This window comes from Microbacterium sp. Leaf151, assembly GCF_001424225.1.
Taxonomy (GTDB): Bacteria; Actinomycetota; Actinomycetes; order Actinomycetales; family Microbacteriaceae; genus Microbacterium.
This window is the reverse complement of record NZ_LMOR01000003.1, coordinates 494625-516101: the sequence shown is the minus strand read 5'-3', so window position 1 is coordinate 516101 and position 21477 is coordinate 494625. Positions and strand designations below refer to the sequence as shown.

Here is a 21477-nt window from a genome sequence, read left to right as displayed (position 1 = left end):
TCGCGCAGATCCCGCACAAGAACGCCTGCGGCAACAGTGTCGTCGCCGCGCGGAGATGCGCTCGAAACGCGGGTAGCCGACGATGAGACATGCCCGAAATCCTCGTGCGCGACAAAGACAGCTGGGCTGACCTCGCCAGTCGGTCTTTCGTGCCGGTCGAGGTCACCCGCATTGCACCCGACTTCATCGGCACCATGCGCACGCGCCTGGGCACGCACACCTCCCTCACCAATGTGGCCTCGTCTGCCTGCACGATCGAGCGTGCGCGTACGGACGCGCCAGCGATGGTGTTCGTCGCACTCCAAACCCGAGGGGCAACCACCCTCACCCAGGGCCGCACGAGCACCTACGCGGTCGCCGGCCGGTGCATCGCATATCGTTCGGATCGCCCTTACCGGCTCGAGCACGCCGGGCCCTACGCATCGACGATCCAGCGAATACCTCGGGATCTGCTTCCACTTACCGAGGCACAGCTCGACAGTGCGCTCAGCGCCAGAATCCCTATCGACGACGTCATCGGGAGGACGTGGAGCCGCCTGGTGTTCAGCAGGAACACCGCCGGAGCGCGCGAGCTCGCTGGCGAGGAACGCGTCGAGATCGAGCTACTGGGTGCGCTCCTCGGAGCTGCGGCAGGGCGAGCTGGACGTGTCCAGACTTCGCGTGCTCAACATGCTGCGATGCTCACCACGATCGAGGGTAACCTCGACAACCCCCGGCTGAACGTGGCATTCCTCGCGCGCCAGCACCACCTCTCGGAGAGAGGCGTGCACGCGATCTTCGCTCGTGAGCGGACGACGCCGGCGTATACGATCCGCCAACGTCGAGCCCAGAGAGCATTGGGTCTGCTGCAAAACTCGAGCAGCTCCATTCTTGAAATCGCCGCCTTGTGCGGATTCACCGGCGCAAGCAGCCTCCGCCGCGCCATCAACGAGCACTTTGACACCACCCCAACCGGACTAAGGCAGAAAGACTGAGCGATCCTGCGTGACCTCTGACAGATTTCACGTGAGCTCGACGTAGGCGCTATCGAACTGCCATCGAACGATTGCAAGATGCCGCGATCGAGCAATCAAACCTAAGAACGATCGCTCCGCGGAAACCAGCTACTCCGACGCGCTTGCCGACCGACTTATGGGCGGCGGACGCGTGCCGGTGAAAATGACGCCCGCTGGCCGCCGAACCCGTTCCGGAGGCCCACCTCAGATCTCGGGTAACTGGGCGAAGAATGGTTCCAGAACCGACCGGGCCCGTGGGGGCACTCAGCGGGTGGGCAGCGCCTGGAGCAGGAAGCGGGCGGCGTCGTCGAGGGCCCGTCGAGCTTCGGGCAGCTGGTCGTGGTGCATCTGCCAGACGTGAAACATTCCGGGCCACACATCAAGGCTCACTCGCACACGATTCTCCGCGAGGTGAACGGCCAGGCGCATAGCGTCGCTGAGCATCAATTCGCTTTCGCCAATGGTGACGAGGATCGGAGGTAGGCCGCGAACGTCAGCAAAGACCGGCGACGCATCAGGGTTGTTGGGCAGTTCCCCATCGAGGAATGAGCGCGCCAGAAGGTCGAGGACTTCCTTGCTGTTCAGCGGGTCGAGGCCTTCCCTGTTCGTCATCGACGCACCTGTATGTTCCAGATTCGCCCAGGGCGAGAACGCCACCCCCGCTGCAGGCAGGCTCAAGCCGAGGTCGCGGGCCTTCGTCATGACGGTGACCGTCATTGCGCCGCCGGCAGAGTCTCCGGCGACCATCAGATGCTCGGGGTCCTGGCCCTGGTCCAACAACCACCGGTAAGCGCTCACTGTGTCATTGAGAGGCGTCGGGAACGGGAACTCAGGAGCGAGCCGGTAGTGCGGGAGGAACACGCGTGCTTTGAGGCGAAGCGCGAGGTTCCCGGCAAGTCCGTGATAGCCCGCCGGGCTCCCGACGATGTAAGCGCCGCCATGGATGTAAAACAGCGTGCGCCCCGTCTCGACGGTCTTCGGGGTCACCACGATCCCCGGCACTCCTCCCATATCGATCTCTTGGATGCTGATTCCTCCGGGGGCGGGATGAGCCCCAAGGATCGCGTCGTAGGCGCTCCGGACCGCCTCGAGCGTCGTCTCAGACGGTTCTCCGCGCATCAAGGGCGGAAGGGCGGCCAGGCTGGAGCTCCAACGCTGAACTGCGGCTGCAGCTTCTGGGGTGACGGGCATGATCGTTCCTTTCCTCGGGGACGACCCCAACCGTAGCATCAAATCGGTAAATTGCGATTTGCCGATACGGGAGTAGTATTTCGAGAGTGAGCATCCATGAGGACACCAAGGCCGAGCTGCCGCAAGATGACATGCTCGTCGCGTTGCGTGCGCTGTCAAACCCCCACCGGCTCGCGATCTTGCAGTGGCTGCGCGACCCCGTCTCGAACTTCGAGGAGCAAAAGGTCGATGCAACCCACTTCGGTGTGTGCGTGTCGAGTATCAGGAAGCGCTGCGAGATATCTCAGTCAACAGCCTCCCAGTTCATGGCTACCCTCGCCGATGCCGGACTCGTACAGACCACTCGCGTCGGGCAGTGGACATACTTCGCCCGCAACGAGGACGCAATCGAGCGTCTGAAAGCCACGCTGGACTCGGCACTCTGAATACGCCCGCACGACCAGGAAACCAGTTCTGTTTGCCCGGCAAGGCAAATTCCTACCCGACAGGAGCCGCATGACGAATCTGTCCGACCCGCTGGGACTGCGCAACGGGCGTACTCTGCCCAATCGTTTGGTCCTCGCGCCCATGACAAACCAACAGAGCAACCCAGACGGGACGCTGTCAGAAGACGAGCTCGCCTGGCTGGGCGCCCGCGCTGAAGGAGGATTCGGCCTCCTGCAGACGGCGGCCGCGTACGTGCACCCGGCCGGACAGGTCTGGCCAGGCCAGCTCGGTGTCTCCTCTGACAAGCACCTGCCCGGGTTGGAGCGCCTTGCCGCCGCTCTGTCCGCCGCGGGTGCTCGTTCCTCGCTGCAGCTCCATCACGGAGGCGTCCGAGCGGAGAGAACACTCTCCGGACAGGAAGTCGTGGGTCCCTGGGACGATGCGCAGACCGGGGCGAGAAGCATGACGACCGGTGAGGTGCACCGAGCGGTTGAAGACTTCTCCACGGCCGCCGCCCGGGCTGAGAAAGCCGGAATGGACGGTATCGAAGTTCACGGAGGCCACGGCTACCTGGTCGGCCAGTTCCTCGATGCCTCGAGCAACCTCCGCACGGACGGGTACGGGAGCGACTCTGCGGGTCGTGCCCGCTTCGTGAAGGAGGTCGTCCGCGCGATCCGGGAAATCACCGGCCCGGACTTTCACGTAGGACTCAGGCTGTCCGTCGAACGTCACGGAGTGGTCTTGGCGGACATGGTCGAGCTCGTCCGCGAGCTCCTGGCCGGCGGAGACATCGACATCCTCGACCTGTCGTTGTGGGATGTCGCCAAGCTCCCCGCGAACGCTCCCGAGGGGAGCCGCACACTCCTCGAGCACTTCCTCGACCTGCCACGCCACGGAACAGCCGTCGGTGTAGCCGGACAACTGGCGAGCGCCGCAGCAGTGCAGCGGGCACTCGACCAGGGGGTCGACCTGGCCTACATCGGCAAAGGCGCCATCGCCGACCAGTCCTTCGCTCATCGGGCAATTGCCGACGCCGGCTATCGCGCACCGTCGTTCCCTGTGACACGAGAGCACCTCCGCGCGGAAAAACTCGCGGAGCCGTTCGTGACCTACTTCGCGACCACCTGGCCCCACCTCGTCGAAGACTGAGACCTCCCGACTCCTCCGTTGCAAAAGGGAAAGTTGCGGCTCGGCTTCACCCCACACGTCATCCCGCCCTTTCCCCCGACGCCCCCTCCCCCGAGGGTGACAACGGTGCCTGATCGTTCAGGCCGCGCACGTGCGGCGCACACTGCGCGCGCGATCAGACGGTCAGTAGATGATCTCTCCGAAGCCGGTGGCCGCGAGCGAGCGCCGGATGAGTGGCGAGAACACGATGAAAAGAACGCCGGCAGCGATTCCGACGATCGCGAGCACCGAGAAGAATGCGTCGTGCGTCTCAGCTCGTCCGGAAGCGCACCGAGACGACGAAGGCCCCGTGAGCAGCAAACCGGAGGACTGGACGCCGAAGCCACAGGCGGGTCGCAGCGATGTGGTGGCCGGCGTGGGAGAAGCGTGAATGAACACGGCGCCCCGCCATGAGGCGGGGCGCCGTGTTCGACAGATGCGGAGCAGCCGCTCGTCTCAGAGACGAATTGGTGGACCTGAGGGGATTCGAACCCCTGACCTCCTCGATGCGAACGAGGCGCGCTACCAACTGCGCCACAGGCCCGGAAACCTCGTAAACACTATCACGGCGCCCGCGCGCCACCCGACGCGCCTGCACGTCGGGCGCGTCGCACCGCGTTCCCGAGGGAGCGTTCCGGCGAGCCCCTTCCCCCGCGCCGAGACGCCACGGTGAGCCGGGTGACCGGCAGTCGCCTGGGGCCAGTGGTCGGAGGCCTGAAGCCGCGACGCTGCCACCAAGGCCAGCCCCAAGGGGTGTGTTACTGGCCCGACGCGCGACGCTCGAGGAGGTGGCGCACGTGGTCCTCGATCTCGCTGTCGTCGACGTAGCCCATGGCCGCGTACGGCGAGGGAGCGGCGGCGGCCGGACGCACCGTCTCGATCGGGGTCGGCGCCTGCTCGGCGGCGATCTCCCGAGCGGCTTCCTCACGGGCGGCTGCACGCAGCGCCTCGCGAGCCATCTGCTCGTCGACGACGGCGGCCGCACGCGAGCCGGCCGACGCGACGAGGGGCCGGGGAAGTTCCCGGGGTGTCCACGTGGGGCGCGGCGTCGGCACGAGCGGCACGTCCTGCAGCTCGGGGGCGACGGAACGGGTGACGGACACTTCGGCAGGGCGCACCGCGCGGCGCGCGGCGATGACCGTGACCCGCCGGAGGACGACGAGGGATGCCACGATGACGGCGGCGCCCGTCACCAGGAGCAGCGGAGCCGCTCCCCCGACGACCTGCACGATGCCGATCACGGCCGCGACGACTCCGGCGAGAGCGACAAGAGCGACGGCGCGGCGGAAGCGGCGGCGAGCCTGCGCGCGGCGGGCCTCCGGCCGGACCTCGACCGCCTGACGTTCGGCGTGAGCGCGTTCGAGCGCGGCGGCCTTCTGCGCCCGCGTCTTCTCGAGGGCCGCGGCCTGCTCGGCGCGGGCGATTTCGAGGGCCGCGGCACGCTCGGCGCGAGCGACCTCGAGCGCGGCAGCACGCTCGGCACGAGCCACCTCGACCCCTGCCGCACGCTGCTCTCTGACGAGGTCACGCTCGCGAGCGCCCTCGAGCCGGGCGACCTCGAGACGCGCTTTCGCCGCCGCGAGTTCGGTGCGCGCCTTGTCGGCTTGCACCTGCCGCGCGAGCTTCTGCTGCTGATGGGCCGTGCGGGCGGTCAGCTCGAGCTGCACCTCACGCGGGGCCTCGGCGGTCTCGGCGAGCACCCGGAGGGCCTGGTTGAGGCGGACGGCGTTGCGCTCGGCGGACGTGAAACGGTGCCGGCTCTGCCACGACGGCAACAGGTAGACCAACCACAACGCGACCGCGACGAAGACGATCACGCCACCGCTCAGAACCTGCCCACCCATGGGACAAAGCTAGGTCACCGAGCGATCACAGAGCGGCATCCCTCCGCGTGTCGTCGGGACCATCCGGCCATCCGCGCGCAAGAACGCTCAGATGCGGTCGGACGGAGGCACGCGCGCCGCGTCGGGGGGCACCTGGCCGCGGTTCCAGCGATCGAGCACGCCGTAGGGCACTTCTTCGCGCACGAGCGCGAAGGAGTAGTGGTCGCGCCAGTCCCCGTCGATGTGGATGTACCGCCGACGCAGTCCCTCGTACCGGAAGCCGAGCTTCTCGACCACGCGCAGACTCGCGTGGTTCTCAGGGCGGATGCAGATTTCGACCCGGTGCAGATTCAGGGCGGTGAAGCAGACGTCGGTCGCCATCGCGACGGAGACCGTCGTGATGCCGCGACCGGCGTACGCCTCGGCCACCCAGTACCCGATCGTGGCCGAGGCGAGGGACCCTCGCGAGACACCCCAGACGTTCAGCTGACCGGCGACCTCGTCGTTCCACTCCATGACGAAGGGGACGCCGAGGCCGTCTCGGTACTGCTGGAGAAGCCGCCGTATCCCGAGGCGCATGTCGAACGACACCGGGCCGTCGGGGCTCGTCGCCTCCCAGCGGCGCAACCACGAGCGGTTGTCGGTCAGCTGCTGCTGAAGGACGCGCGCGTCACGATTGCGGATGAGGCGTATCGACACCTCGCCGTGCCGCCGTGGGACGGAGAGATCCATGGAAGCGGGCGGGGTCACAGACCCTGCGCGAACTCCTTGAACCACGGACGCAGGGCCGGACCCAGGTCGTCACGGTCGGCCGCGAGCTGCACGATGGCCTTGATGTAGTCGACGCGGTCACCCGTGTCGTAACGACGGCCGCGGAACACCACGCCGTACACGCCGCCGCCGTCTCCGCCGCCGGTCGCGAGTTCTTCGAGCGCGTCGGTCAGCTGGATCTCGCCGCCCTTGCCGGGCTCCGTGTGCTCCAGGACGCCGAACACGTCGGGGCCGAGCACGTAGCGGCCGATGATCGCGAGGTTGGAGGGGGCGTCTTCGGCCTTGGGCTTCTCGACGAGCTTGGTGACCTTGACGACACCGTCTTCATCGGTGGGCTCGACGGCAGCGACACCGTAGAGGTGGATGTGCTCGGGGTCGACCTCCATGAGCGCGATCACGGTGGCGCCGCGCTTGTCGTACTCCTCCATCATCTTGGTGAGGAGGGGGTCACGCTCGTCGATGAGGTCGTCGCCGAGAAGCACGGCGAACGGGTGGTCGCCCACGTGCGCGCGCGCACGCAGCACGGCGTGTCCGAGGCCACGCGGCTCCCCCTGACGGACCAGGTGGATGTCGGCCAGGTCGGACGAGTGCTCGACCTTGGCGAGCTTGTCGTCGTCGCCCTTCTCGCGCAGCTTCGCCTCGAGCTCGGGCATGGAGTCGAAGTGGTTGGCGATGTTGTTCTTGTTGCGGCCGATGATGATCAGGACGTCATCGATGCCCGCGTGGGTGGCCTCTTCGACGACGTACTGGATCGCCGGCTTGTCGACGACGGGGAGCATCTCTTTGGGCATCGCCTTCGTGGCGGGGAGGAAGCGAGTACCGAGACCGGCGGCCGGGATGACGGCCTTGAAGGGCTTATGAGGCATGGGCATACCTTAGCGGTGACCGATGACGCTGCTGTAACACGCGCGCACGTAGACTGAACGGCATGGCGGACCGCATCGAGCAGGCCAAACGCGCGCTTCGCGCCGACCTGCGCGAACGTCGGCAGACGGTGTCCGCACACGCCCGTGAGGTGGCTGAGGCAGGGGTGAAAGCCCAGCTCGACGCCCTCGTCGAACGCCTCGGCGCCCGGAGCATCTCGTGCTTTCTGTCGACACCGACCGAGCCGGGCACGCACGCCTTCGTCGCCGACGCGGTCGCCCGCGGCATCCGGGTGCTGCTTCCCATCACGCGGGAGGACGGCCTGCTCGACTGGAGCGTCGCCACGCCCGACGCCGAGATCGCCGAGGGCCTGTTCGGTTTGCCCGAGCCCGTCGGCGACGTGCTCGGACCGATCGCGGTCAACGACGTCGATCTGCTCGTCATCCCCGCCGCCGCCGTCGACCAGCGCGGGATGCGCCTGGGCTGGGGCCGTGGCTACTTCGACAAGACCCTCGGCTCGATGGAGAAGTGCCCGCCGGTGTACGCGGTCATCTTCGACTCCGAGTTCGTCGACGACGTGCCGCGCGACGTGCACGACCAGCCGGTCACCGGCGTGGTCACCCCCACGCGCACGGTGTCGATCGTGGACCCCGCCGCCTGAACACCCGAAGGAACACCATGCCCACCTATTCCTACGCCTGCAAACAGTGCGGCCACCGCTTCGACACCGTGCAGTCCTTCACGGACGCCGCCCTCACCGAGTGCCCCGAGTGCGGCGGCGAGGTGCGCAAGCAGTACGGGTCGATCGGCGTGACGTTCAACGGCTCGGGCTTCTACCGCACCGACTCGCGCGCATCGTCGTCGTCGAGCTCTTCGGGCGCAAGCAGTGGCGACTCGTCGTCATCCACGACATCATCGAAGTCGGAAACGAAGGCGTCCGCTCCGTCCTCGGCCTCCTGAGCCCCGGTCGGCGCGGCAGAAGGGGAGCCAGCGCATGATCAAAGGATTCAAGGAGTTCATTCTCCGCGGAAACGTCATCGACCTCGCGGTCGCGGTCGTCATCGGAGCGGCGTTCACCGCCATCGTGGGTGCCATCGTCGAGGGTCTCGTGAACCCTCTGATCGGCTTCCTGTTCCAGGTGGGCGACCTCAGCGGCCTCGATTGGGAGGTCACGACCCTATCCGGGCAGACCGCGACGTTCGCGTTCGGCGCGATCCTGGTGGCGATCATCAACTTCCTCGCCGTCGCCGCGATCGTCTACTTCGTGTTCGTCTACCCGATGAACCACTGGAAGGCCCGCGCCGCCGCACGCGCCGGCGTGGCCGCCGCGGCATCCGATGAGCCCAAGCTGCCGACCGAGCAGGAACTGCTGGTGCAGATCCGCGACCTGCTGGAGCGCCAGAACAAGCTGTGATGTTCGACGGCGTCCGCGACCGGAGTCGTCTCCGGCGCGGGCGCCGTCGGTCATGAGACCTCAGTAATGGGGCGGGACGTCGCCGAGCATGCGGTCGTCGTTCGGACCGGATGCCACCGGCTTGGACCCCCGACCCCGTTCGCGGTCGTCGGCGGGAGCCGGCTCGGCCGTCGTGCCCGGTGCGGGAAGCAGCCGGGCGCGCCGCGAGCCGCGCACGCGGACGACGGGCTGACGCGCGGGCGGCGCCGTGCGGGTACCGAAGGCTTCGACGGGCTCAGTCACCTCGGGCGTACCGGGGACACCGCGAGCGTCGACACGCTCACCCTCCGCCGAGGCGGGGACGGCAGGTCCCCCTGACGCTGTCGAACGGACCGGGAGGACAGGCTCGACGTCGCCCCCGGCGGCATCCGGAGAATCGGTCATCGGACGATCAACCGGGCAGGTCGAGGGGCTCGGTCGTCGACTCGGGCGCACCGGCGTCGGGCGCCGCTCCCAGCAGTTCGGCGATCCGCGACGCAATCCCCGCGGGGTCGCTGTAGAGGTCGAACGCGTGCACGCGGACGTAGTGCCAGCCCAAGCGTCGGAGGATCTGCGGGCGCAATCGGAGCGTCTCGCGCAGCGACTCCCCGATCGTCTCGGGATCGCTCTCCGCGACGACGGCCTTGCCCTTGTAACGCGCGACGAGCGGTAGCAGGCCTCGATAGTCGACGTCGACCTCGACGCCGAGGCGGCGGAGCTCGCGCGCCAAGGCGCGGGTGAGCGGGTCGGCGAGGTCTTCGAGACGGCTCTCGCGGCCGCGCGAGGCGAGGTTGCCGAGGATGCCCATGAGAGTCGCCGCACCATGCTCGAGGCGGCCGTCGTCGAACGCCGACGGACGGATCGACGACACGATCACCATCGAGCGGCGCGCGCGGGTCATGCCGACCGTCAGCAGGCGCTCCCCGTCAGGGGTCGACAGGTCGCCGAAGTCGCTGAGCACGCGTCCATGGCGGGTGAGGCCGAAGCCGAGCGAGAACACCACGCGGTCGCGGCTCTCGGCCACCGACTCCTCGAGGGTGAGCACGGCGAAGGGCTCCGCGGCATCCCGCGAGACGAACTCCGCCACATCGGACCGGCCCACCAGAGCAGCCACGACCGAGGCCCGCACACGCTCGGCGTGCCGACGGCTGGCGGTGACGACCATGAGCGACTCGGACGCGCGGTTGACCGCGTGCTCCACGACGAGCGTCACGACGCGGGCGACTTCGGCATCGGGACTCTCGACCGCACCGCTCACGGGGTCAGGGGCACCGACGCCGCCCTCGACGTAGTCGACGCTCAGGCTGCCGCGTCCGAGGTAGGACCCCGCCCACGGCAACGACACGATCTCGCCGCCGTAGAACGCGTCGTTCACCAACTGAGAAAGATCTTCGCCACCGGCGCGGTAGCTGCGGGTGAGCGTCTCGACCGGGAGCAGCTCGGCGATGCGTTCGAAGACGGAGGTCTCGTCGAACGGCACCTCGTCGGTGTCCTCGGGGGCGGGGACGATCGACGCGCTCACGTGGAAGGGCGTGGGCTTCTGCACGACCGGGTCGCCGAACAGCACGACCTGGCGGGCCCGGCGAAGCGCCGGAGCAGCCTCAGCGAGGCAGAGGGCCGCGGCATCCGCGATGATCACGACGTCGAAGGCCAGATCCTGCGGCACGTCGGGGACTTCGTAGGGTGAGGCGAGCCACACGGGCGCGAGTGTGCGCAGCAGGATGGGCGCGGCATCCGAGATCTCTTGCGCGGTGTGGAGGCCGTCTTTGAGGGCGCGCTTGAGGGCGGCCGCCTCATCGGCGTGATCGACGATGCCGATGCGCCACTGCGTCGCCAGGTGCGCCGCCAGCAACGGACCCGCCGCCGCGGCATGCGCCTCGTCGACGAGACGGAAGTCGCGCTCGAGCCTGTCGACGACGCTCGTGTTCGCGCCCAGCAGCGCGCGGTCGGTGCGGAGCACGTGCTCGAGTGCCGACTGCCACCACGCGAACTCCAGCTCGGCGCCGACCCGTTCCTCGGGCACATGGCGCACCGAGAGTTCGACGAGCAGCTGTTCGAGCCCGAGGCGGGCGAGTTCCGAGCGCAACTGCGCGCGCTCGACGAGGTTGTCGAAGAACGTCGACTCGGCGGCGAGCCCTGCCAGCGTCCGCACGAGGCGCTGAACCGGCAGCGTCGTCAGGCGCTCGGAGCCCTGACGGCCGAGGATCTGATCGAGTTCTCCGAGCAGGGCGTCGGTGCGCTGCCAGGCGACGTGGACGTCGGCCAGTCCCAGGGGCACCTCGGGCGCGACGCCGGCTTCGACCACGCGCTGCCACTCGGTGCGCTGCTGCTGGATGCGCACCAGCGCCTCGTACATGTCGGGCACGTGGACGCCCGGACGCACGTACTCCTTCGACAGGCGCTTGAGGCGACGGCGGTTGGGCCCGCTCATCGGCGACGCGTCACGGCGCGGCGAGTGCGCGTCGATCAGCTCGCCGAGCGGGCGCTCGAAGACCGTGGGACTGAAGCGATCGAGCGACTCGCGGATGCCCTGCAGCAGTTTGAGGTAAGCGCCCAGCTCCGACACGGTCTGGAAAGGACGCATCCGCGTCTTGGCGATCAGCTCGTATCCGCGCTCGAGCAGACGCGGCACCTCGTGGGCGTGGAGCTTTCCAGCGAGGTCGTGCGCGGCACGAGCGTCTTCGGTGCGTGTGAAGCTGACGCCGTACCAGGGCGAATCGTCGGGTCCGAACCGGAACTCCCCCAGGCGAGCGGCCATCGCGAGGGCCCGGGCGGCGGCATCCCGTCGCCCGGCGAGCTTCTCGAGCGTGGCGAGGTCGAACCGCGCCTCGGTCGAGGGGGCAGGGGAAACGGATGCCAGCGAGGTGAGCGCGCGCAGTACGTCGAGGGCCGAGACACCCAGTGCCAGGTGCGGCTCGGTCACCGCTGAGCGGTAGTCGCGAAGGACCGTGCGCAACCGCACCAGCGCGTCGTCGATCTCGGCGACCTTCGGCTGCTCGGCCTTCTCGTTGCGGCTGATCGCGCGGATGAGGTCGCGGCGCACGTGGCCCGGCGAGACGGCGAGACCGGTGAGGCCGACGCCGGCGAGACGGTGGCGGATGCCATCGAGCGTCGACCGGCGCGCGCTCACGACCAGCACGCGCTTGTTGTCGCGGACGAGCTGACCGACCGCATTGATCACGGTCTGGGTGCCGCCCGTGCCGGGCAGGGTGTGCACGGCGAGCGAGTGGCCGGCGCCGATGCGGGCGAGCACGCGCTCCTGCTCGGCGTCGGCGTCGAGCAGCAGCGTGTCGGCCGCGGGGGTCCGCTCGTCGGGGCTCACGATCACGGGGTCGTCGCGGCGCACCGTGACCCGTGCGCGGTCGTCGTGGTGCCCGGCGAGGGCGTTCAGCAGCGGGTCGTCGAGATGGTGGGTGTCACGGGCCATGCCCGAGGCGACATCGGCGAACGACGAGATCACCAGACGCGGGTGCACGACGAAGGTCGGCACGTGCGTGGTCAGACGGCGGATGTGGTCGATGACCGGCTGCGGCTTGAACACACCTTGGTCGTAGGCGAGGCCGGCCAGGGCCGCACTGTCGATCTGGATGCCGAGGTGCGTACGGAATGCGCGGGCGAGTTCGGGGTTCATCACGAACGCGCCGTGCAGCTTCAGCTCGAAGTCGCCGTGATGGCGGCGGATGGCCAGCGGGCGCAGCAGCACGGGGGCCGACCACTCCACTCCCCCGATCTTCCACGCCGACAGGCCCACGGCGAGGTGCACCGGCTCGAGACCGCGCGCGGTGCGCAGCTCGACGTTCTTCGCGGTGATGCGCTCGGCGGCCAGGCGTGCCGTGCGCAGCGCCACCTCGTCGCGGAAGAGGTTGGACAGCATGGTCGCGCGACCCGTGATGAACTGCGGGAGCGAGCCCGGGTGCGCCTTGGTGATGTCGATCCCGGCGTCGCGCGCGTCGTCGAAACGCAGCAGGGTCGATCGTCCGCCCAGGGCGGCCGCCTCCGCGCGAATGCGGTCGCGCTCGGGGTCGGCGACGTGGCGGACCACGATGCCGGGCTCCGACAATCGCAGCTCGCCCGGATCGACGGACGAACCCGTCTCGTCTCCGTCGATACCGCTCACGGCACCGTCCTCAGCTCGCCACACACCTGCCAGACTAAGCCGGGCACCTGTGGATCCCTTGCAGTGGGCGCGAGTTTCGCGGTAATCGGCGACACGCCGCCCCATCGGCGGTTCCTCCCCAGCGGGCAGGTCACCGGCATCCTCCACCGATCGCCCGAACGCCCCGGGCGTCGGAGTTCGCGCCTCGTGAAGATGGGCCCATGAACAGAGTCACCAGCACCGAGTACGACAGCCCCGTCGGGCCGGTCCTCCTCACCTTCGTCGACGACGCCCTCGTGTGCCTGCAGGTCGCCCACGACGGCATCGACATCGCCCGTGCACAGATCGCCCAGCGACTGGGGGTGCTGCCCGACCCCGACCCCTCCCCCGGCGACGACCTCGCCCGCCAACTCGACGAGTACTTCGACGGCGCGCGCCGGTCATTCGAGGTGCCGCTCGATTGGCGTCTGGTGCGCGGGTTCACGCGCGACGCGCTCGAGGCGTCGCAACAGATCCCGTACGGGGAGGTCGCCTCGTACGGCGAGGTCGCCGCGATGGCCGGGGCGCCTCGCGCGGCGCGAGCCGTGGGCACCGCGTGCGCGTCGAGTCCGTTCTCGATCGTCGTGCCGGTGCACCGGGTCGTGCGCGCCGACGGGTCGATCGGCGAGTACGGGGGCCACCCCGAGGTGAAGGAGTTCCTGCTCTCGCTCGAGGACGAGACGGTGCTCGGGGACGGGCTACGCACCGGAGGGTGACGGCCGACCCACTCGGATTCCACGTACGCCGACGTCGGCGATGAGTCGCGCGACGCTCGCGCGCCGGCCCCCACGCGCGATGGTGCCCGGCCCCGCGAATGCGGAGCCGGGCACCGGGTGTCGTCAGTGGTTCGACGCCTTCTCTGCGCCGAAGCCGGTGAGCGAGCGGACGTCCATCTCGGCGGCCTTGCGCGGGTCCTCTGCGGTGCGAGAGGTGACCGAGCCGAGCCAGCCGAGGAAGAACCCGAGCGGGATCGACACGATGCCGGGGTTGTTCAGCGGCCAGATCGCCACCCCGGTATCGGCGAACACGCTGGTGGGCGTGCCCCAGAACACGGGCGAGAGGAAGATCAGCACGAGGGCCGACCCGAGACCGCCGTACATGCTCCAGACCGCGCCGCGCGTGGTGAACCTGCGCCAGAACAGCGAGAACAAGATGGTCGGCAGGTTGGCCGAAGCCGCCACGGCGAAGGCGAGGGCCACGAGGAACGCCACGTTCTGCCCCTGCACGCCGATGCCGCCGAGGATCGCCAGCACGCCGATGACGATCACGGTGCGGCGGGCGACCTTGACCTCGCCGTCGGGAGGGACGTCGCCCTTCTTCATCACGTTGGCGTAGATGTCGTGCGCGAACGAGGCTGCGGCGGTGATCGTCAGACCCGCCACCACCGCGAGGATGGTCGCGAACGCCACCGCCGAGATGAAACCGAGCAGCAGCGGACCGCCGAGGGCGAGGGCGAGCAGGGGTGCCGCCGCGTTGACGCCGCCGGGAGCGGCGAGGATCGCCTCCGACCCCACAAGAGCACCGGCGCCGTAGCCCAGCACAAGGGTGAGGATGTAGAAGAGCCCGATGAGCCAGATCGCCCACACGACCGAGCGCCGCGCCTCCTTGGCGGTCGGCACGGTGTAGAAGCGCATCAGCACGTGCGGAAGACCCGCGGTGCCGAGCACGAGCGCGAGAGCGAGCGAGATGAAGTCCCACGGATTCTTGCCGTACTGCAGGCCCGGCGCCAGAATCGCCTCCCCCTTCGGCGACGCCGCGACAGCGCTCTCGAGGAGTGTGTTGAAGTTGAAGCCGTTGATCGCCAGCACCCACACCGTCATGACCAGCGCCCCGCCGATGAGCAGGAACGCCTTGACGATCTGCACCCAGGTCGTTCCCTTCATGCCGCCGATGAGCACGTACACGATCATCAGGATGCCGACCACCCCGACGACGATCGACTGGCCCACGCGTTCGGTGATCCCGAGGAGCAGCGACACCAGGCCACCGGCACCGGCCATCTGCGCGAGGAGGTAGAAGAAGCACACCGCGAGCGTCGTGATGGCTGCGGCCATCCGCACCGGCCGCTCCTTGAGGCGGAACGACAGCACGTCGGCCATCGTGAACTTGCCGGTGTTGCGCATGAGCTCCGCCACCAGCAGCAGCGCGACCAGCCACGCCACGAGGAACCCGATGGAGTAGAGGAAGCCGTCGTAGCCATTGATCGCGATCGCTCCGACGATGCCGAGGAACGACGCCGCGGAGAGGTAGTCGCCGGCGATCGCGAAGCCGTTCTGCGGACCGGTGAAAGACCGACCGGCGGCGTAGTAGTCGGCGGCGGTCTTGCTGTTGCGGCTGGCCCGGATGACGATGAACAACGTCACGGCGACGAACGCGCCGAAGATCGAGATGTTCAGCACGGGGTTGTTCTCGACCGTCTGTGCGGCCGCGTCGAGCTGGGTGAGCACGTCGTTCACGACCGACCCCCCTCAGTCCGCTCGAGCTCCTCGCGCAACTGCTGCGCTCCGGGGTCGAGTCGACGGTTGGCGTACGCGACGTAGCCCATGGTGATGGCGAACGTGGTGACGAACTGACCGAGCCCGAACAGCAGCCCTACGGTGATCGCGCCCGATACCGGCTGGGCCATGAAGTCAGGCGCGAACGACGACAGCAGAACGTAGACGAAGTACCAGACGAGGAACGCCACCGCCAACGGGAAGACGAAGCTGCGCTGGCGCCGCTTCAATTCCTGGAACGGTGCGGACTCCTCGACCGCGATGTAGTCGACGCCGCCCGTGGGGGCACCGTCGATGCGACGATCCGTCATGTGGCCTCCTTGCCTCATGAGTCCGGCGCTGCACTGCGCCGAAAGGGGGGTATGACCGGGCTGTGAAAACGCTCCCGGTGGTAGGGTCGACGCTACGAAACGCGGCGATGAGGCCGTCACCCCCGGAAGTAGGTAGTGCGTGGGAGCACCATCCACTCTTCGAGACGACACGAGCCTGATCTCGCACGCCGTGGCCGAGCTCGCCCGGCGTACGCATTTCCCCGTCGCCTTCGGTGGCCTCGAGCACGACGGCGCCGTTCACGTCACGACCGTCGTGGGCGCGCGTACGCGGAGCATCGAGGGCCTCGTGGTGCACGAGTCCCGCGGCCTCGGCGGACGCGCGCTCATCGAGCGTCGTCCGCGGATGACGCTGGACTACCGCACCTCCCGCACGATCACCCACGACTACGACCGCGCCATCCTCGGTGAGGGCATCGCGACGCTGTTCGCCGTACCCGTGCTCGTCGCAGGCGCGGCCCGCGGCGTGCTGTACTGCGGCTCGTGGACGCAGACGCCGATCAGCGACGCGCAGGCGCGACCGGCGTTCGACGTCGCCGGCGAGCTCGGCGCCGAGCTGCGCGTGCGCGCGGAGGTGGAGCGACGACTCTCGGCGGCTCCGACCGTCGAGGGCGGCCTCGGCGCCGGAGCGCGCGAAGAGATCCGGGAGAGCTACGCGCAGCTGCGCAGCATCGCCGCGACCGTCGGCGACGCGGACGTGCGCCGCCGCCTCGAAGACATCGAGGCGCGCCTCGCCGCGCTGACCGGCGACGCACCGGCCGCCGCCGTCGATTCGGACCTGCACCTCTCACGGCGCGAGACCGATGTGTTGGCGTGCGCGGCCGTGGGGTCGACGAACGGCGAGATCGCGACATCCCTCGGTCTTCGCGAGACCACGGTGAAGTCGTACCTGGCCTCGGCGATGGCGAAACTCGACGCCTCCACCCGGCACGCCGCCGTGACCCGCGCGCGGCGCGCGGGGCTGCTTCCCTGACGCCTGAGCGGACGGTGGGAAACCCCTGGCAATGGCCGCGAGGAGTTGAGAGCCGCTGCCATTCTCGGCATCGTGGCTGGCTCCTGTCGTCGATCAGAAAAGGAGAGTCACCCATGCTGACGCTCACCGAAGAGGCCACGACCGCCGTCAAGACCATCACCGCCCAGTTCCCGGATGCCGCCCAGGGCGGCGTACGCATCGCCGGAGCCGGATCGCCCGAGTCGCAGTTCGCGCTCTCGGTCGTCGACTCCCCCGAACCGGCCGACACCGTCGTGGAGAACGCCGGCGCGCGGGTCTTCCTCGACACCGACGCCGCGGCCGTCCTCGACGACCGCGTGCTCGACGCGCAGATCGACCCCCAGGGTTCGGTGCAGTTCGCGGTGACGAACACCGCCTGACCCCCTCGCTGCGCGAACGATGCCCCGGCCCGGTGCCGGGGCATCGTCGTGTCTCCGGGGTCTCTGCACAGCGAGAAGGCATCTCGCGGACGAATCGGCTGCGCGCGGCGATCCGGGTATCAGCAGGACGCCGCCGCGAGGGCACCGAGCAGGCGGATGCGGGGCGGGCAAGCGGCGGGCGAGCACCGGCGGGACGAGCAAACGGCCGCGGGGCGGGCGAGCGGTGGGGTCAGCCTCGGAAGACGACGACCTCGTCGTTCTCCTCGTCGTACACGAACTGCAGGGCGGTGCCCGCGGGGAAATTCGTCTGCTCGCGCTCGGGTGTCTCCTCCCGAAGCAGCATCGTCGAGGCCGGCGGAAAGACACCGGCGCCACAGACGCTCATCACGAAGTAATCCCCGTTGTAGGAGAAGCCGGACCCGCCGCTCGTGTCGAGCAACGCGGGCTGCCAGAGCGTCATGCAGCGCGCCGTTCCCCCCGGATCCTGATACGAGGGCAGGGTCACCGCCCGGAAACCCTCGAACTCCTCGTAGGCGGTGACCTCGCCGGTGACGCCCCGTGCCAGCGTGGAGGGGACGTCGAAAGTCGGATCGGCCGGCAGCCGTGCGATCTGCGTCGCACCGGTCTGCAGAGGGTCGGTCTGCACGCGCTGGACGAGGGTCAGGGCCGTGACCAGGGTTGCGACGACGAGGGCCGCCGCTCCCAGGAGCACGACCGTCGATCGACGCGGGCGCGGTAGGGAGAAGCGCGGCGGGGCGGGAGCGACATCCGGTGCCGTTTCACGAGCGGGGATGAGGGGTTCCCCCTCGACCGGAGCGGGTTCCGTTTCCGCCGCGACCGGCCGCGCCTCGAGCTCGATCAGTCGTTGCAGGGCGAGCGGGTCGGAGGCGATGTCAGCCGTCGGAGAGTAGGCCCGGCGACGCAACCGGGCGAGTTCGTCTTGTTCATCGATCGACATGAGGCGATCTCACCATCAACGGCGGCCGGGGGTCGCGCGGCGAACCGGGCCTCGCCCAGATCGGCGGGCCGGCCGGCTCATGCCCCACTCCGTGCAGCCCCGATACCGCTCTGTCGCACGACTCGGGACATGGACTGTGGGGTCGGTGCGACGACATGTCCCACTCCGGGCCGTCTCGACCCCCGGAATGCGCACGCAGGGGGACATGTCCCGCGCCGTCGACCTCACCGCCCCGTGAACTCCGGCGCGCGCTTCGCCTGGAACGCCGCGAAGCCCTCGCGGTAGTCGTCGGTGCGGGCGAGGGCCGTCTGCGCGCGGTTCTCGAGCGCCATCGCCTCCCAGAGGCCCAGCCGCTCGTCGCGGACGGTCGTCACGATGCGCTTGCTGGCGCGGAACGCCTCGGTGGGCCCGGCCGCCGCGCGACGGGCGGCGAGCCCGGTGGCATCCTGGATCTCGGATGCCGGGACCACCCGTGAGAAGAGCCCGGCGCGTACCGCCTCCTCACCGGTCAGCATGCGGCCGGTGTAGATGAGATCGAGGGTGGCGTGCGTGCCGAGGCGTTCGACGAAGAGCGCGTGGCCGCCGGAGTCGAGGGTCGCGCCGAGGGCGGCGAACGGGGAGCCGATCTTGGCGTCGTCCGCGACGTAGACCACGTCGGTGGCGATGAGCAGACCGAGACCCACGCCGAGGCACGCCCCATGGGCGGCGGCGAAAGTCGGCGCGGGGAACGCCGACATGCGACGGAGCAGGGGCGCGAGTGTGCCCTCGAGGTACCCCGCGACGTCGTCGGTGGCCGGGTCGACGCCCGAGATGTCGCGCCCGGCGCAGAACGAGGGTCCCTCGCCGCACAGCAGCACGGCGCGCGCCCCATCGGCCTCGGCACGGTCGTAGGCCTCGGCGAGCGCGCGCAGATCGTCGACACGGAGGGCGTTCCGGCGCGACGGCGCGTTCAGGGTGATCTCGGCGAGACCCTCGGCGAAGGCGTAGTCGATCACGGCATCCCTCTCATCCGTCGTAGTCGACGCGCACGACGTCGGTGCGCGGGTGCGACTGGCAGGTGAGGACGTAGCCGCGCTCGATCTCGTCGGGTTCGAGCGCATAATTCTCGGTCATCGACACCGCCCCCTCGATCACGCGGGCGCGGCAGGTGCCGCACACACCACCGGCGCAGGCGAAGGGCACGTCGGGGCGCACGCGGAGGGCGGCGGCGAGGATCGTCTCGTTCGCGGCGACCGGGCTCTCGACCGCGGCGGACTGCCCATCGAGCGTGAACGCGATGCGGCGCACCGCCTCGTCGGCGCGGACGCGCACGGGGCGCACTCCGCCGGCCTGCGCGGGCGCATCGCCGTCGCCCGCGGTGAAGAGCTCGAATCGCACGCGGTCCCGCGGCACGCCCACCTCCCCCAGCACCCCGCGGCACAGCTCGACCAGCGCGTACGGCCCGCACAGGAACCACTCGTCGACGGATGCCGTATCGATGAGCCGCGACAGGATCACGTGTAGGCGCTCCTCGTCGAGGCGACCGGAGAACAGCGGTGCGGTGCGCTGCTCGCGTGAGAGCACGTGGTGAAGGGTCAGTCGGGCCGGGTAGCGGTCCTTCAGGTCGGCGAGCTCGTCGACGAACATGACGTCGGTCGACGAGCGATTGGCGTACACGATCGTCACGCGCGTCTCGGCGGATCGTTCGAGCACGCCCTCGGCGAGCGCCATGATCGGGGTGATCCCCGATCCCGCGGCGATCGCGACGACGTGGCCGGTGGCCGTCGAGTCCCTCGAGACGAAGGTGCCCTGCGGACTCATGACGTCGATCCGGTCGCCGGGATGCAGTCCCTCGTGAGCCCAGGACGAGAACCGGCCCTCGGGGTCGCGTTTGATGCCGACGCTGAGAGAGCCACGCGCGGGCGGGCGGCACAGCGAGTAGGAGCGACGCAGCTCCTCTCCGTCGACATGGGCACGCAGCGCGACGTATTGACCGGGCGCGTAGTCGAAGGCGTCGGCGAGATCGTCGGGGACGGTGAAAGTCACCTCGATCGCCGTCGGCGTGAGCGGGCGCACCTCGGCGACCCGCAGGGTGTGAAATCGCGCGCGGGCGTGCGGGATGTCGGCACGCGCGACGCCGGTGACCGACGCGGGGACTCGCGCGGGGCTCGGGGGCACGGCATCCATCGTCGTCATCAGAGCGCCTTGAAGTGGTCGAAGGGCTCGAGGCAGGCGCGGCATTCCCAGTGCGACGTGCACGAGGTGGAGCCGAAGCGGGAGACCTCGCGCGTGTCGAGGGAGCCGCAGCGCGGGCAGGCGACGCTGAGAGTCAGGCGGATGGGTCCGGCGGGCGCGCGTCCGGTGGGCGGGGCGATGCCGTAGGCGGTGAGTTTGCGCCTGCCGGCCTCGCTCATCCAGTCGGTCGTCCACGCGGGGGCGAGGGTGGTCTGCACGACGACGCGCTCGAAGCCGGCCGAGGTCAGCGCGAGCAGGATGTCGTCGCGGATCGCGTCGACGGCGGGACACCCCGAATACGTGGGCGTGATCGTGACCGTGACGGTGTCGCCGTCGAGGCGCACATCGCGGAGCACCCCGAGGTCGTCGATCGTGAGCACCGGGACCTCGGGATCGACGACCGCCGCGACGACCTCGCGTGCACGTTCGAACAGCGCCATCACCAGGTCGCCCCCGGGTGGCGGCGGGCCAGCACCTGCATCTCGGCGAGGAGCGGCCCGAAAGCGGGGTGATGGATGCCGCGGCGTCCGCCGGCCGAGGACCCGGGGATCGCGGGAACCGGCACGTCCTCCTCCGCGAGCACCGCCGCCAGCACGTCATCGACGCGCCCGCGCAGCGTCGAGGGACGCACCGCGACGTCTCCGAGACGGTCGTGCAGGGGCTCGTCGCGGAAGAGCTCGTCGAGGAACGGCCAGGTGTCGTCGAGCGCGACGAGGAAGCGTCGGCGGGACTCGTCGGTCCCCCCGGCCAGGCGCAGCGTCCACTGCACGGCGTGGTCGCGGTGGTAGTCCACCTCTTTCTCCGCTTTGGCCGCGACGGCGGCGAGGACGGGATCGGTGGATGCCGTGAGCTCGCGGTACAGCTCGAGGAGGAATGCCGAGGCGAGGAGTTGGCGCGCGACCGTGTGCGCGAAGTCGCCGCGCGGGAGCTCGAACAGCCACGCGCAGCGGAACGCGCGCTCGTCGCGCCAGTAGGCGAGGTCGTCCTCACTCCGGCCGTCGTGACTACCGGCGTAGCGCAGGAGCGAACGGGCGTGGCCGAGCAGATCGAGGGCGATATTGCCGAGGGCCACGTCCTCTTCGAGCTCGGGCGCACGCGCGATCCACCCGCTGAGGTTCTGCGCGAGGATGAGCGCGTCGTCGCCGAGGCGCATCGCGTAGGCGGCGACGTCGGAATCGACGGCGCGTTGCTCTTCCCCGGCGAACTCGGAGGAGAGCGGGCGCGCGTCGAGCGAGACGTCGCCGTGCGGGTCTGCGGCGTGGGGGTCCTCGGAGACTTCGACGGGCCTCGCCACCGACGCCGCGTC

The 21477-nt window shown here is 69.4% G+C and carries 23 protein-coding genes and 1 tRNA gene; 10 read left to right on the top strand and 14 right to left on the bottom strand.

Going from position 1 to position 21477, the window contains the following annotated elements; all coding sequences use genetic code 11:
- Positions 1–89: 89 nt before the first annotated feature.
- Positions 90–974 (top strand): AraC family transcriptional regulator, encoded by an 885-nt coding sequence (locus ASF76_RS09930; protein ID WP_055956752.1) that lies wholly within the window; start codon positions 90–92, stop codon positions 972–974.
- Positions 975–1259: 285 nt separating this feature from the next.
- Here ASF76_RS09930 and ASF76_RS09925 read toward each other — a convergent pair whose 3' ends face one another.
- A complete protein-coding gene (locus ASF76_RS09925) occupies positions 1260–2186 on the bottom strand; it encodes an alpha/beta hydrolase (protein WP_055956749.1) in 927 nt (308 codons plus the stop codon).
- An 86-nt stretch (positions 2187–2272) separates the two neighbouring features.
- Between ASF76_RS09925 and ASF76_RS09920 the strand changes: the two genes are divergently transcribed.
- The 3 genes from ASF76_RS09920 (at position 2273) to ASF76_RS17070 (ending at position 4170) form a co-directional block, all read left to right on the top strand.
- Positions 2273–2611 carry an ArsR/SmtB family transcription factor gene (locus ASF76_RS09920; protein ID WP_200936111.1) on the top strand — a complete coding sequence of 113 codons (339 nt, stop codon included), beginning with the start codon at positions 2273–2275 and terminating at the stop codon, positions 2609–2611.
- A gap of 70 nt (positions 2612–2681) precedes the next feature.
- Positions 2682–3761, top strand: coding sequence for an NADH:flavin oxidoreductase (locus tag ASF76_RS09915; protein WP_055956746.1), 1080 nt, complete (start codon positions 2682–2684; stop codon positions 3759–3761).
- Between the two features lie 169 nt (positions 3762–3930).
- Positions 3931–4170 (top strand): hypothetical protein, encoded by a 240-nt coding sequence (locus ASF76_RS17070; protein ID WP_156459212.1) that lies wholly within the window; start codon positions 3931–3933, stop codon positions 4168–4170.
- 77 nt (positions 4171–4247) lie between these two features.
- On the opposite strand, the gene ASF76_RS09910 is transcribed toward ASF76_RS17070, so the two are convergent.
- From ASF76_RS09910 to galU, 4 genes are all read right to left on the bottom strand, one after another.
- Positions 4248–4323, bottom strand: a tRNA-Ala gene (locus tag ASF76_RS09910).
- A 214-nt stretch (positions 4324–4537) separates the two neighbouring features.
- A complete protein-coding gene (locus tag ASF76_RS09905) occupies positions 4538–5623 on the bottom strand; it encodes a hypothetical protein (RefSeq protein WP_055956742.1) in 1086 nt (361 codons plus the stop codon).
- An 87-nt stretch (positions 5624–5710) separates the two neighbouring features.
- Positions 5711–6334 (bottom strand): GNAT family N-acetyltransferase, encoded by a 624-nt coding sequence (locus ASF76_RS09900; RefSeq protein WP_055956739.1) that lies wholly within the window; start codon positions 6332–6334, stop codon positions 5711–5713.
- Positions 6335–6348: 14 nt separating this feature from the next.
- Positions 6349–7239, bottom strand: coding sequence for a UTP--glucose-1-phosphate uridylyltransferase GalU (gene galU, locus ASF76_RS09895; protein ID WP_055956736.1), 891 nt, complete (start codon positions 7237–7239; stop codon positions 6349–6351).
- 62 nt (positions 7240–7301) lie between these two features.
- Here galU and ASF76_RS09890 point away from each other — a divergent pair, with 62 nt between their 5' ends.
- From ASF76_RS09890 to mscL, 3 genes are read left to right on the top strand one after another with little or no spacing between them, the layout of a single operon-like run.
- Positions 7302–7898, top strand: coding sequence for a 5-formyltetrahydrofolate cyclo-ligase (locus tag ASF76_RS09890; RefSeq protein ID WP_055956733.1), 597 nt, complete (start codon positions 7302–7304; stop codon positions 7896–7898).
- A gap of 17 nt (positions 7899–7915) precedes the next feature.
- Positions 7916–8197, top strand: a complete 282-nt coding sequence (locus tag ASF76_RS09885) for an FmdB family zinc ribbon protein (RefSeq protein WP_055956730.1) — start codon at positions 7916–7918, stop codon at positions 8195–8197.
- Between the two features lie 34 nt (positions 8198–8231).
- Positions 8232–8651 carry a large conductance mechanosensitive channel protein MscL gene (gene mscL / locus ASF76_RS09880; protein ID WP_055956727.1) on the top strand — a complete coding sequence of 140 codons (420 nt, stop codon included), beginning with the start codon at positions 8232–8234 and terminating at the stop codon, positions 8649–8651.
- A gap of 60 nt (positions 8652–8711) precedes the next feature.
- On the opposite strand, the gene ASF76_RS17485 is transcribed toward mscL, so the two are convergent.
- Together ASF76_RS17485 and ASF76_RS09870 are read right to left on the bottom strand one after the other, a co-directional pair.
- On the bottom strand, positions 8712–9074 hold the full coding sequence (locus tag ASF76_RS17485) for a hypothetical protein (RefSeq protein ID WP_235561279.1): 363 nt from the start codon (positions 9072–9074) through the stop codon (positions 8712–8714).
- A 7-nt stretch (positions 9075–9081) separates the two neighbouring features.
- Positions 9082–12786, bottom strand: a complete 3705-nt coding sequence (locus tag ASF76_RS09870) for an AAA family ATPase (RefSeq protein ID WP_156459211.1) — start codon at positions 12784–12786, stop codon at positions 9082–9084.
- Between the two features lie 200 nt (positions 12787–12986).
- Here ASF76_RS09870 and ASF76_RS09865 point away from each other — a divergent pair, with 200 nt between their 5' ends.
- Positions 12987–13520 (top strand): methylated-DNA--[protein]-cysteine S-methyltransferase, encoded by a 534-nt coding sequence (locus tag ASF76_RS09865; protein ID WP_055956725.1) that lies wholly within the window; start codon positions 12987–12989, stop codon positions 13518–13520.
- Between the two features lie 123 nt (positions 13521–13643).
- Here the strand turns inward: ASF76_RS09865 and ASF76_RS09860 are convergent, their stop codons facing one another.
- A complete protein-coding gene (locus ASF76_RS09860; RefSeq protein ID WP_200936110.1) occupies positions 13644–15260 on the bottom strand; it encodes a solute symporter family protein in 1617 nt (538 codons plus the stop codon).
- Entirely contained in the window at positions 15257–15610 is a 354-nt protein-coding gene (locus tag ASF76_RS09855) for a DUF485 domain-containing protein (protein WP_200936109.1), read from the bottom strand. Before ASF76_RS09855 ends, ASF76_RS09860 begins: the two co-directional genes overlap by 4 nt.
- A 139-nt stretch (positions 15611–15749) precedes the next feature.
- Between ASF76_RS09855 and ASF76_RS09850 the strand changes: the two genes are divergently transcribed.
- The gene (locus ASF76_RS09850; RefSeq protein ID WP_055956722.1) at positions 15750–16601 is read left to right on the top strand and encodes a helix-turn-helix transcriptional regulator; all 852 of its coding nucleotides are present in this window, start codon (positions 15750–15752) and stop codon (positions 16599–16601) included.
- Positions 16602–16714: 113 nt separating this feature from the next.
- Positions 16715–16999, top strand: a complete 285-nt coding sequence (locus ASF76_RS09845) for a Fe-S cluster assembly protein HesB (protein WP_055956720.1) — start codon at positions 16715–16717, stop codon at positions 16997–16999.
- 229 nt (positions 17000–17228) lie between these two features.
- Here ASF76_RS09845 and ASF76_RS09840 read toward each other — a convergent pair whose 3' ends face one another.
- From ASF76_RS09840 to paaC, 5 genes are all read right to left on the bottom strand, one after another.
- A complete protein-coding gene (locus ASF76_RS09840) occupies positions 17229–17957 on the bottom strand; it encodes a hypothetical protein (protein ID WP_055956717.1) in 729 nt (242 codons plus the stop codon).
- Between the two features lie 224 nt (positions 17958–18181).
- On the bottom strand, positions 18182–18952 hold the full coding sequence (locus ASF76_RS09835; protein ID WP_055956714.1) for an enoyl-CoA hydratase/isomerase family protein: 771 nt from the start codon (positions 18950–18952) through the stop codon (positions 18182–18184).
- A gap of 10 nt (positions 18953–18962) precedes the next feature.
- Positions 18963–20132, bottom strand: a complete 1170-nt coding sequence (gene paaE / locus ASF76_RS09830) for a 1,2-phenylacetyl-CoA epoxidase subunit PaaE (protein WP_235561278.1) — start codon at positions 20130–20132, stop codon at positions 18963–18965.
- Positions 20132–20611, bottom strand: a complete 480-nt coding sequence (gene paaD / locus ASF76_RS09825; protein ID WP_055956711.1) for a 1,2-phenylacetyl-CoA epoxidase subunit PaaD — start codon at positions 20609–20611, stop codon at positions 20132–20134. Before paaD ends, paaE begins: the two co-directional genes overlap by 1 nt.
- Positions 20611–21465: a 1,2-phenylacetyl-CoA epoxidase subunit PaaC gene (gene paaC / locus ASF76_RS09820; RefSeq protein WP_055956708.1), complete on the bottom strand. Its 855-nt coding sequence runs from the start codon at positions 21463–21465 to the stop codon at positions 20611–20613. Before paaC ends, paaD begins: the two co-directional genes overlap by 1 nt.
- Between the last annotated feature and the right edge of the window lie 12 nt (positions 21466–21477).

Coding starts and splice junctions, on each gene's coding strand:
- ASF76_RS09840 (WP_055956717.1), bottom strand. CDS start 17,957: ATGTCGATCGATGAACAAGACGAACTCGCCCGGTTGCGTCGCCGGGCC.
- paaD (WP_055956711.1), bottom strand. CDS start 20,611: ATGGCGCTGTTCGAACGTGCACGCGAGGTCGTCGCGGCGGTCGTCGAT.
- ASF76_RS17485 (WP_235561279.1), bottom strand. CDS start 9,074: ATGACCGATTCTCCGGATGCCGCCGGGGGCGACGTCGAGCCTGTCCTC.
- ASF76_RS09865 (WP_055956725.1), top strand. CDS start 12,987: ATGAACAGAGTCACCAGCACCGAGTACGACAGCCCCGTCGGGCCGGTC.
- ASF76_RS09915 (WP_055956746.1), top strand. CDS start 2,682: ATGACGAATCTGTCCGACCCGCTGGGACTGCGCAACGGGCGTACTCTG.
- ASF76_RS09925 (WP_055956749.1), bottom strand. CDS start 2,186: ATGCCCGTCACCCCAGAAGCTGCAGCCGCAGTTCAGCGTTGGAGCTCC.
- galU (WP_055956736.1), bottom strand. CDS start 7,239: ATGCCTCATAAGCCCTTCAAGGCCGTCATCCCGGCCGCCGGTCTCGGT.
- ASF76_RS17070 (WP_156459212.1), top strand. CDS start 3,931: ATGATCTCTCCGAAGCCGGTGGCCGCGAGCGAGCGCCGGATGAGTGGC.
- ASF76_RS09890 (WP_055956733.1), top strand. CDS start 7,302: ATGGCGGACCGCATCGAGCAGGCCAAACGCGCGCTTCGCGCCGACCTG.
- ASF76_RS09855 (WP_200936109.1), bottom strand. CDS start 15,610: ATGACGGATCGTCGCATCGACGGTGCCCCCACGGGCGGCGTCGACTAC.
- ASF76_RS09905 (WP_055956742.1), bottom strand. CDS start 5,623: ATGGGTGGGCAGGTTCTGAGCGGTGGCGTGATCGTCTTCGTCGCGGTC.
- ASF76_RS09900 (WP_055956739.1), bottom strand. CDS start 6,334: ATGGATCTCTCCGTCCCACGGCGGCACGGCGAGGTGTCGATACGCCTC.
- mscL (WP_055956727.1), top strand. CDS start 8,232: ATGATCAAAGGATTCAAGGAGTTCATTCTCCGCGGAAACGTCATCGAC.
- ASF76_RS09885 (WP_055956730.1), top strand. CDS start 7,916: ATGCCCACCTATTCCTACGCCTGCAAACAGTGCGGCCACCGCTTCGAC.
- paaE (WP_235561278.1), bottom strand. CDS start 20,132: ATGACGACGATGGATGCCGTGCCCCCGAGCCCCGCGCGAGTCCCCGCG.
- ASF76_RS09845 (WP_055956720.1), top strand. CDS start 16,715: ATGCTGACGCTCACCGAAGAGGCCACGACCGCCGTCAAGACCATCACC.
- ASF76_RS09930 (WP_055956752.1), top strand. CDS start 90: ATGCCCGAAATCCTCGTGCGCGACAAAGACAGCTGGGCTGACCTCGCC.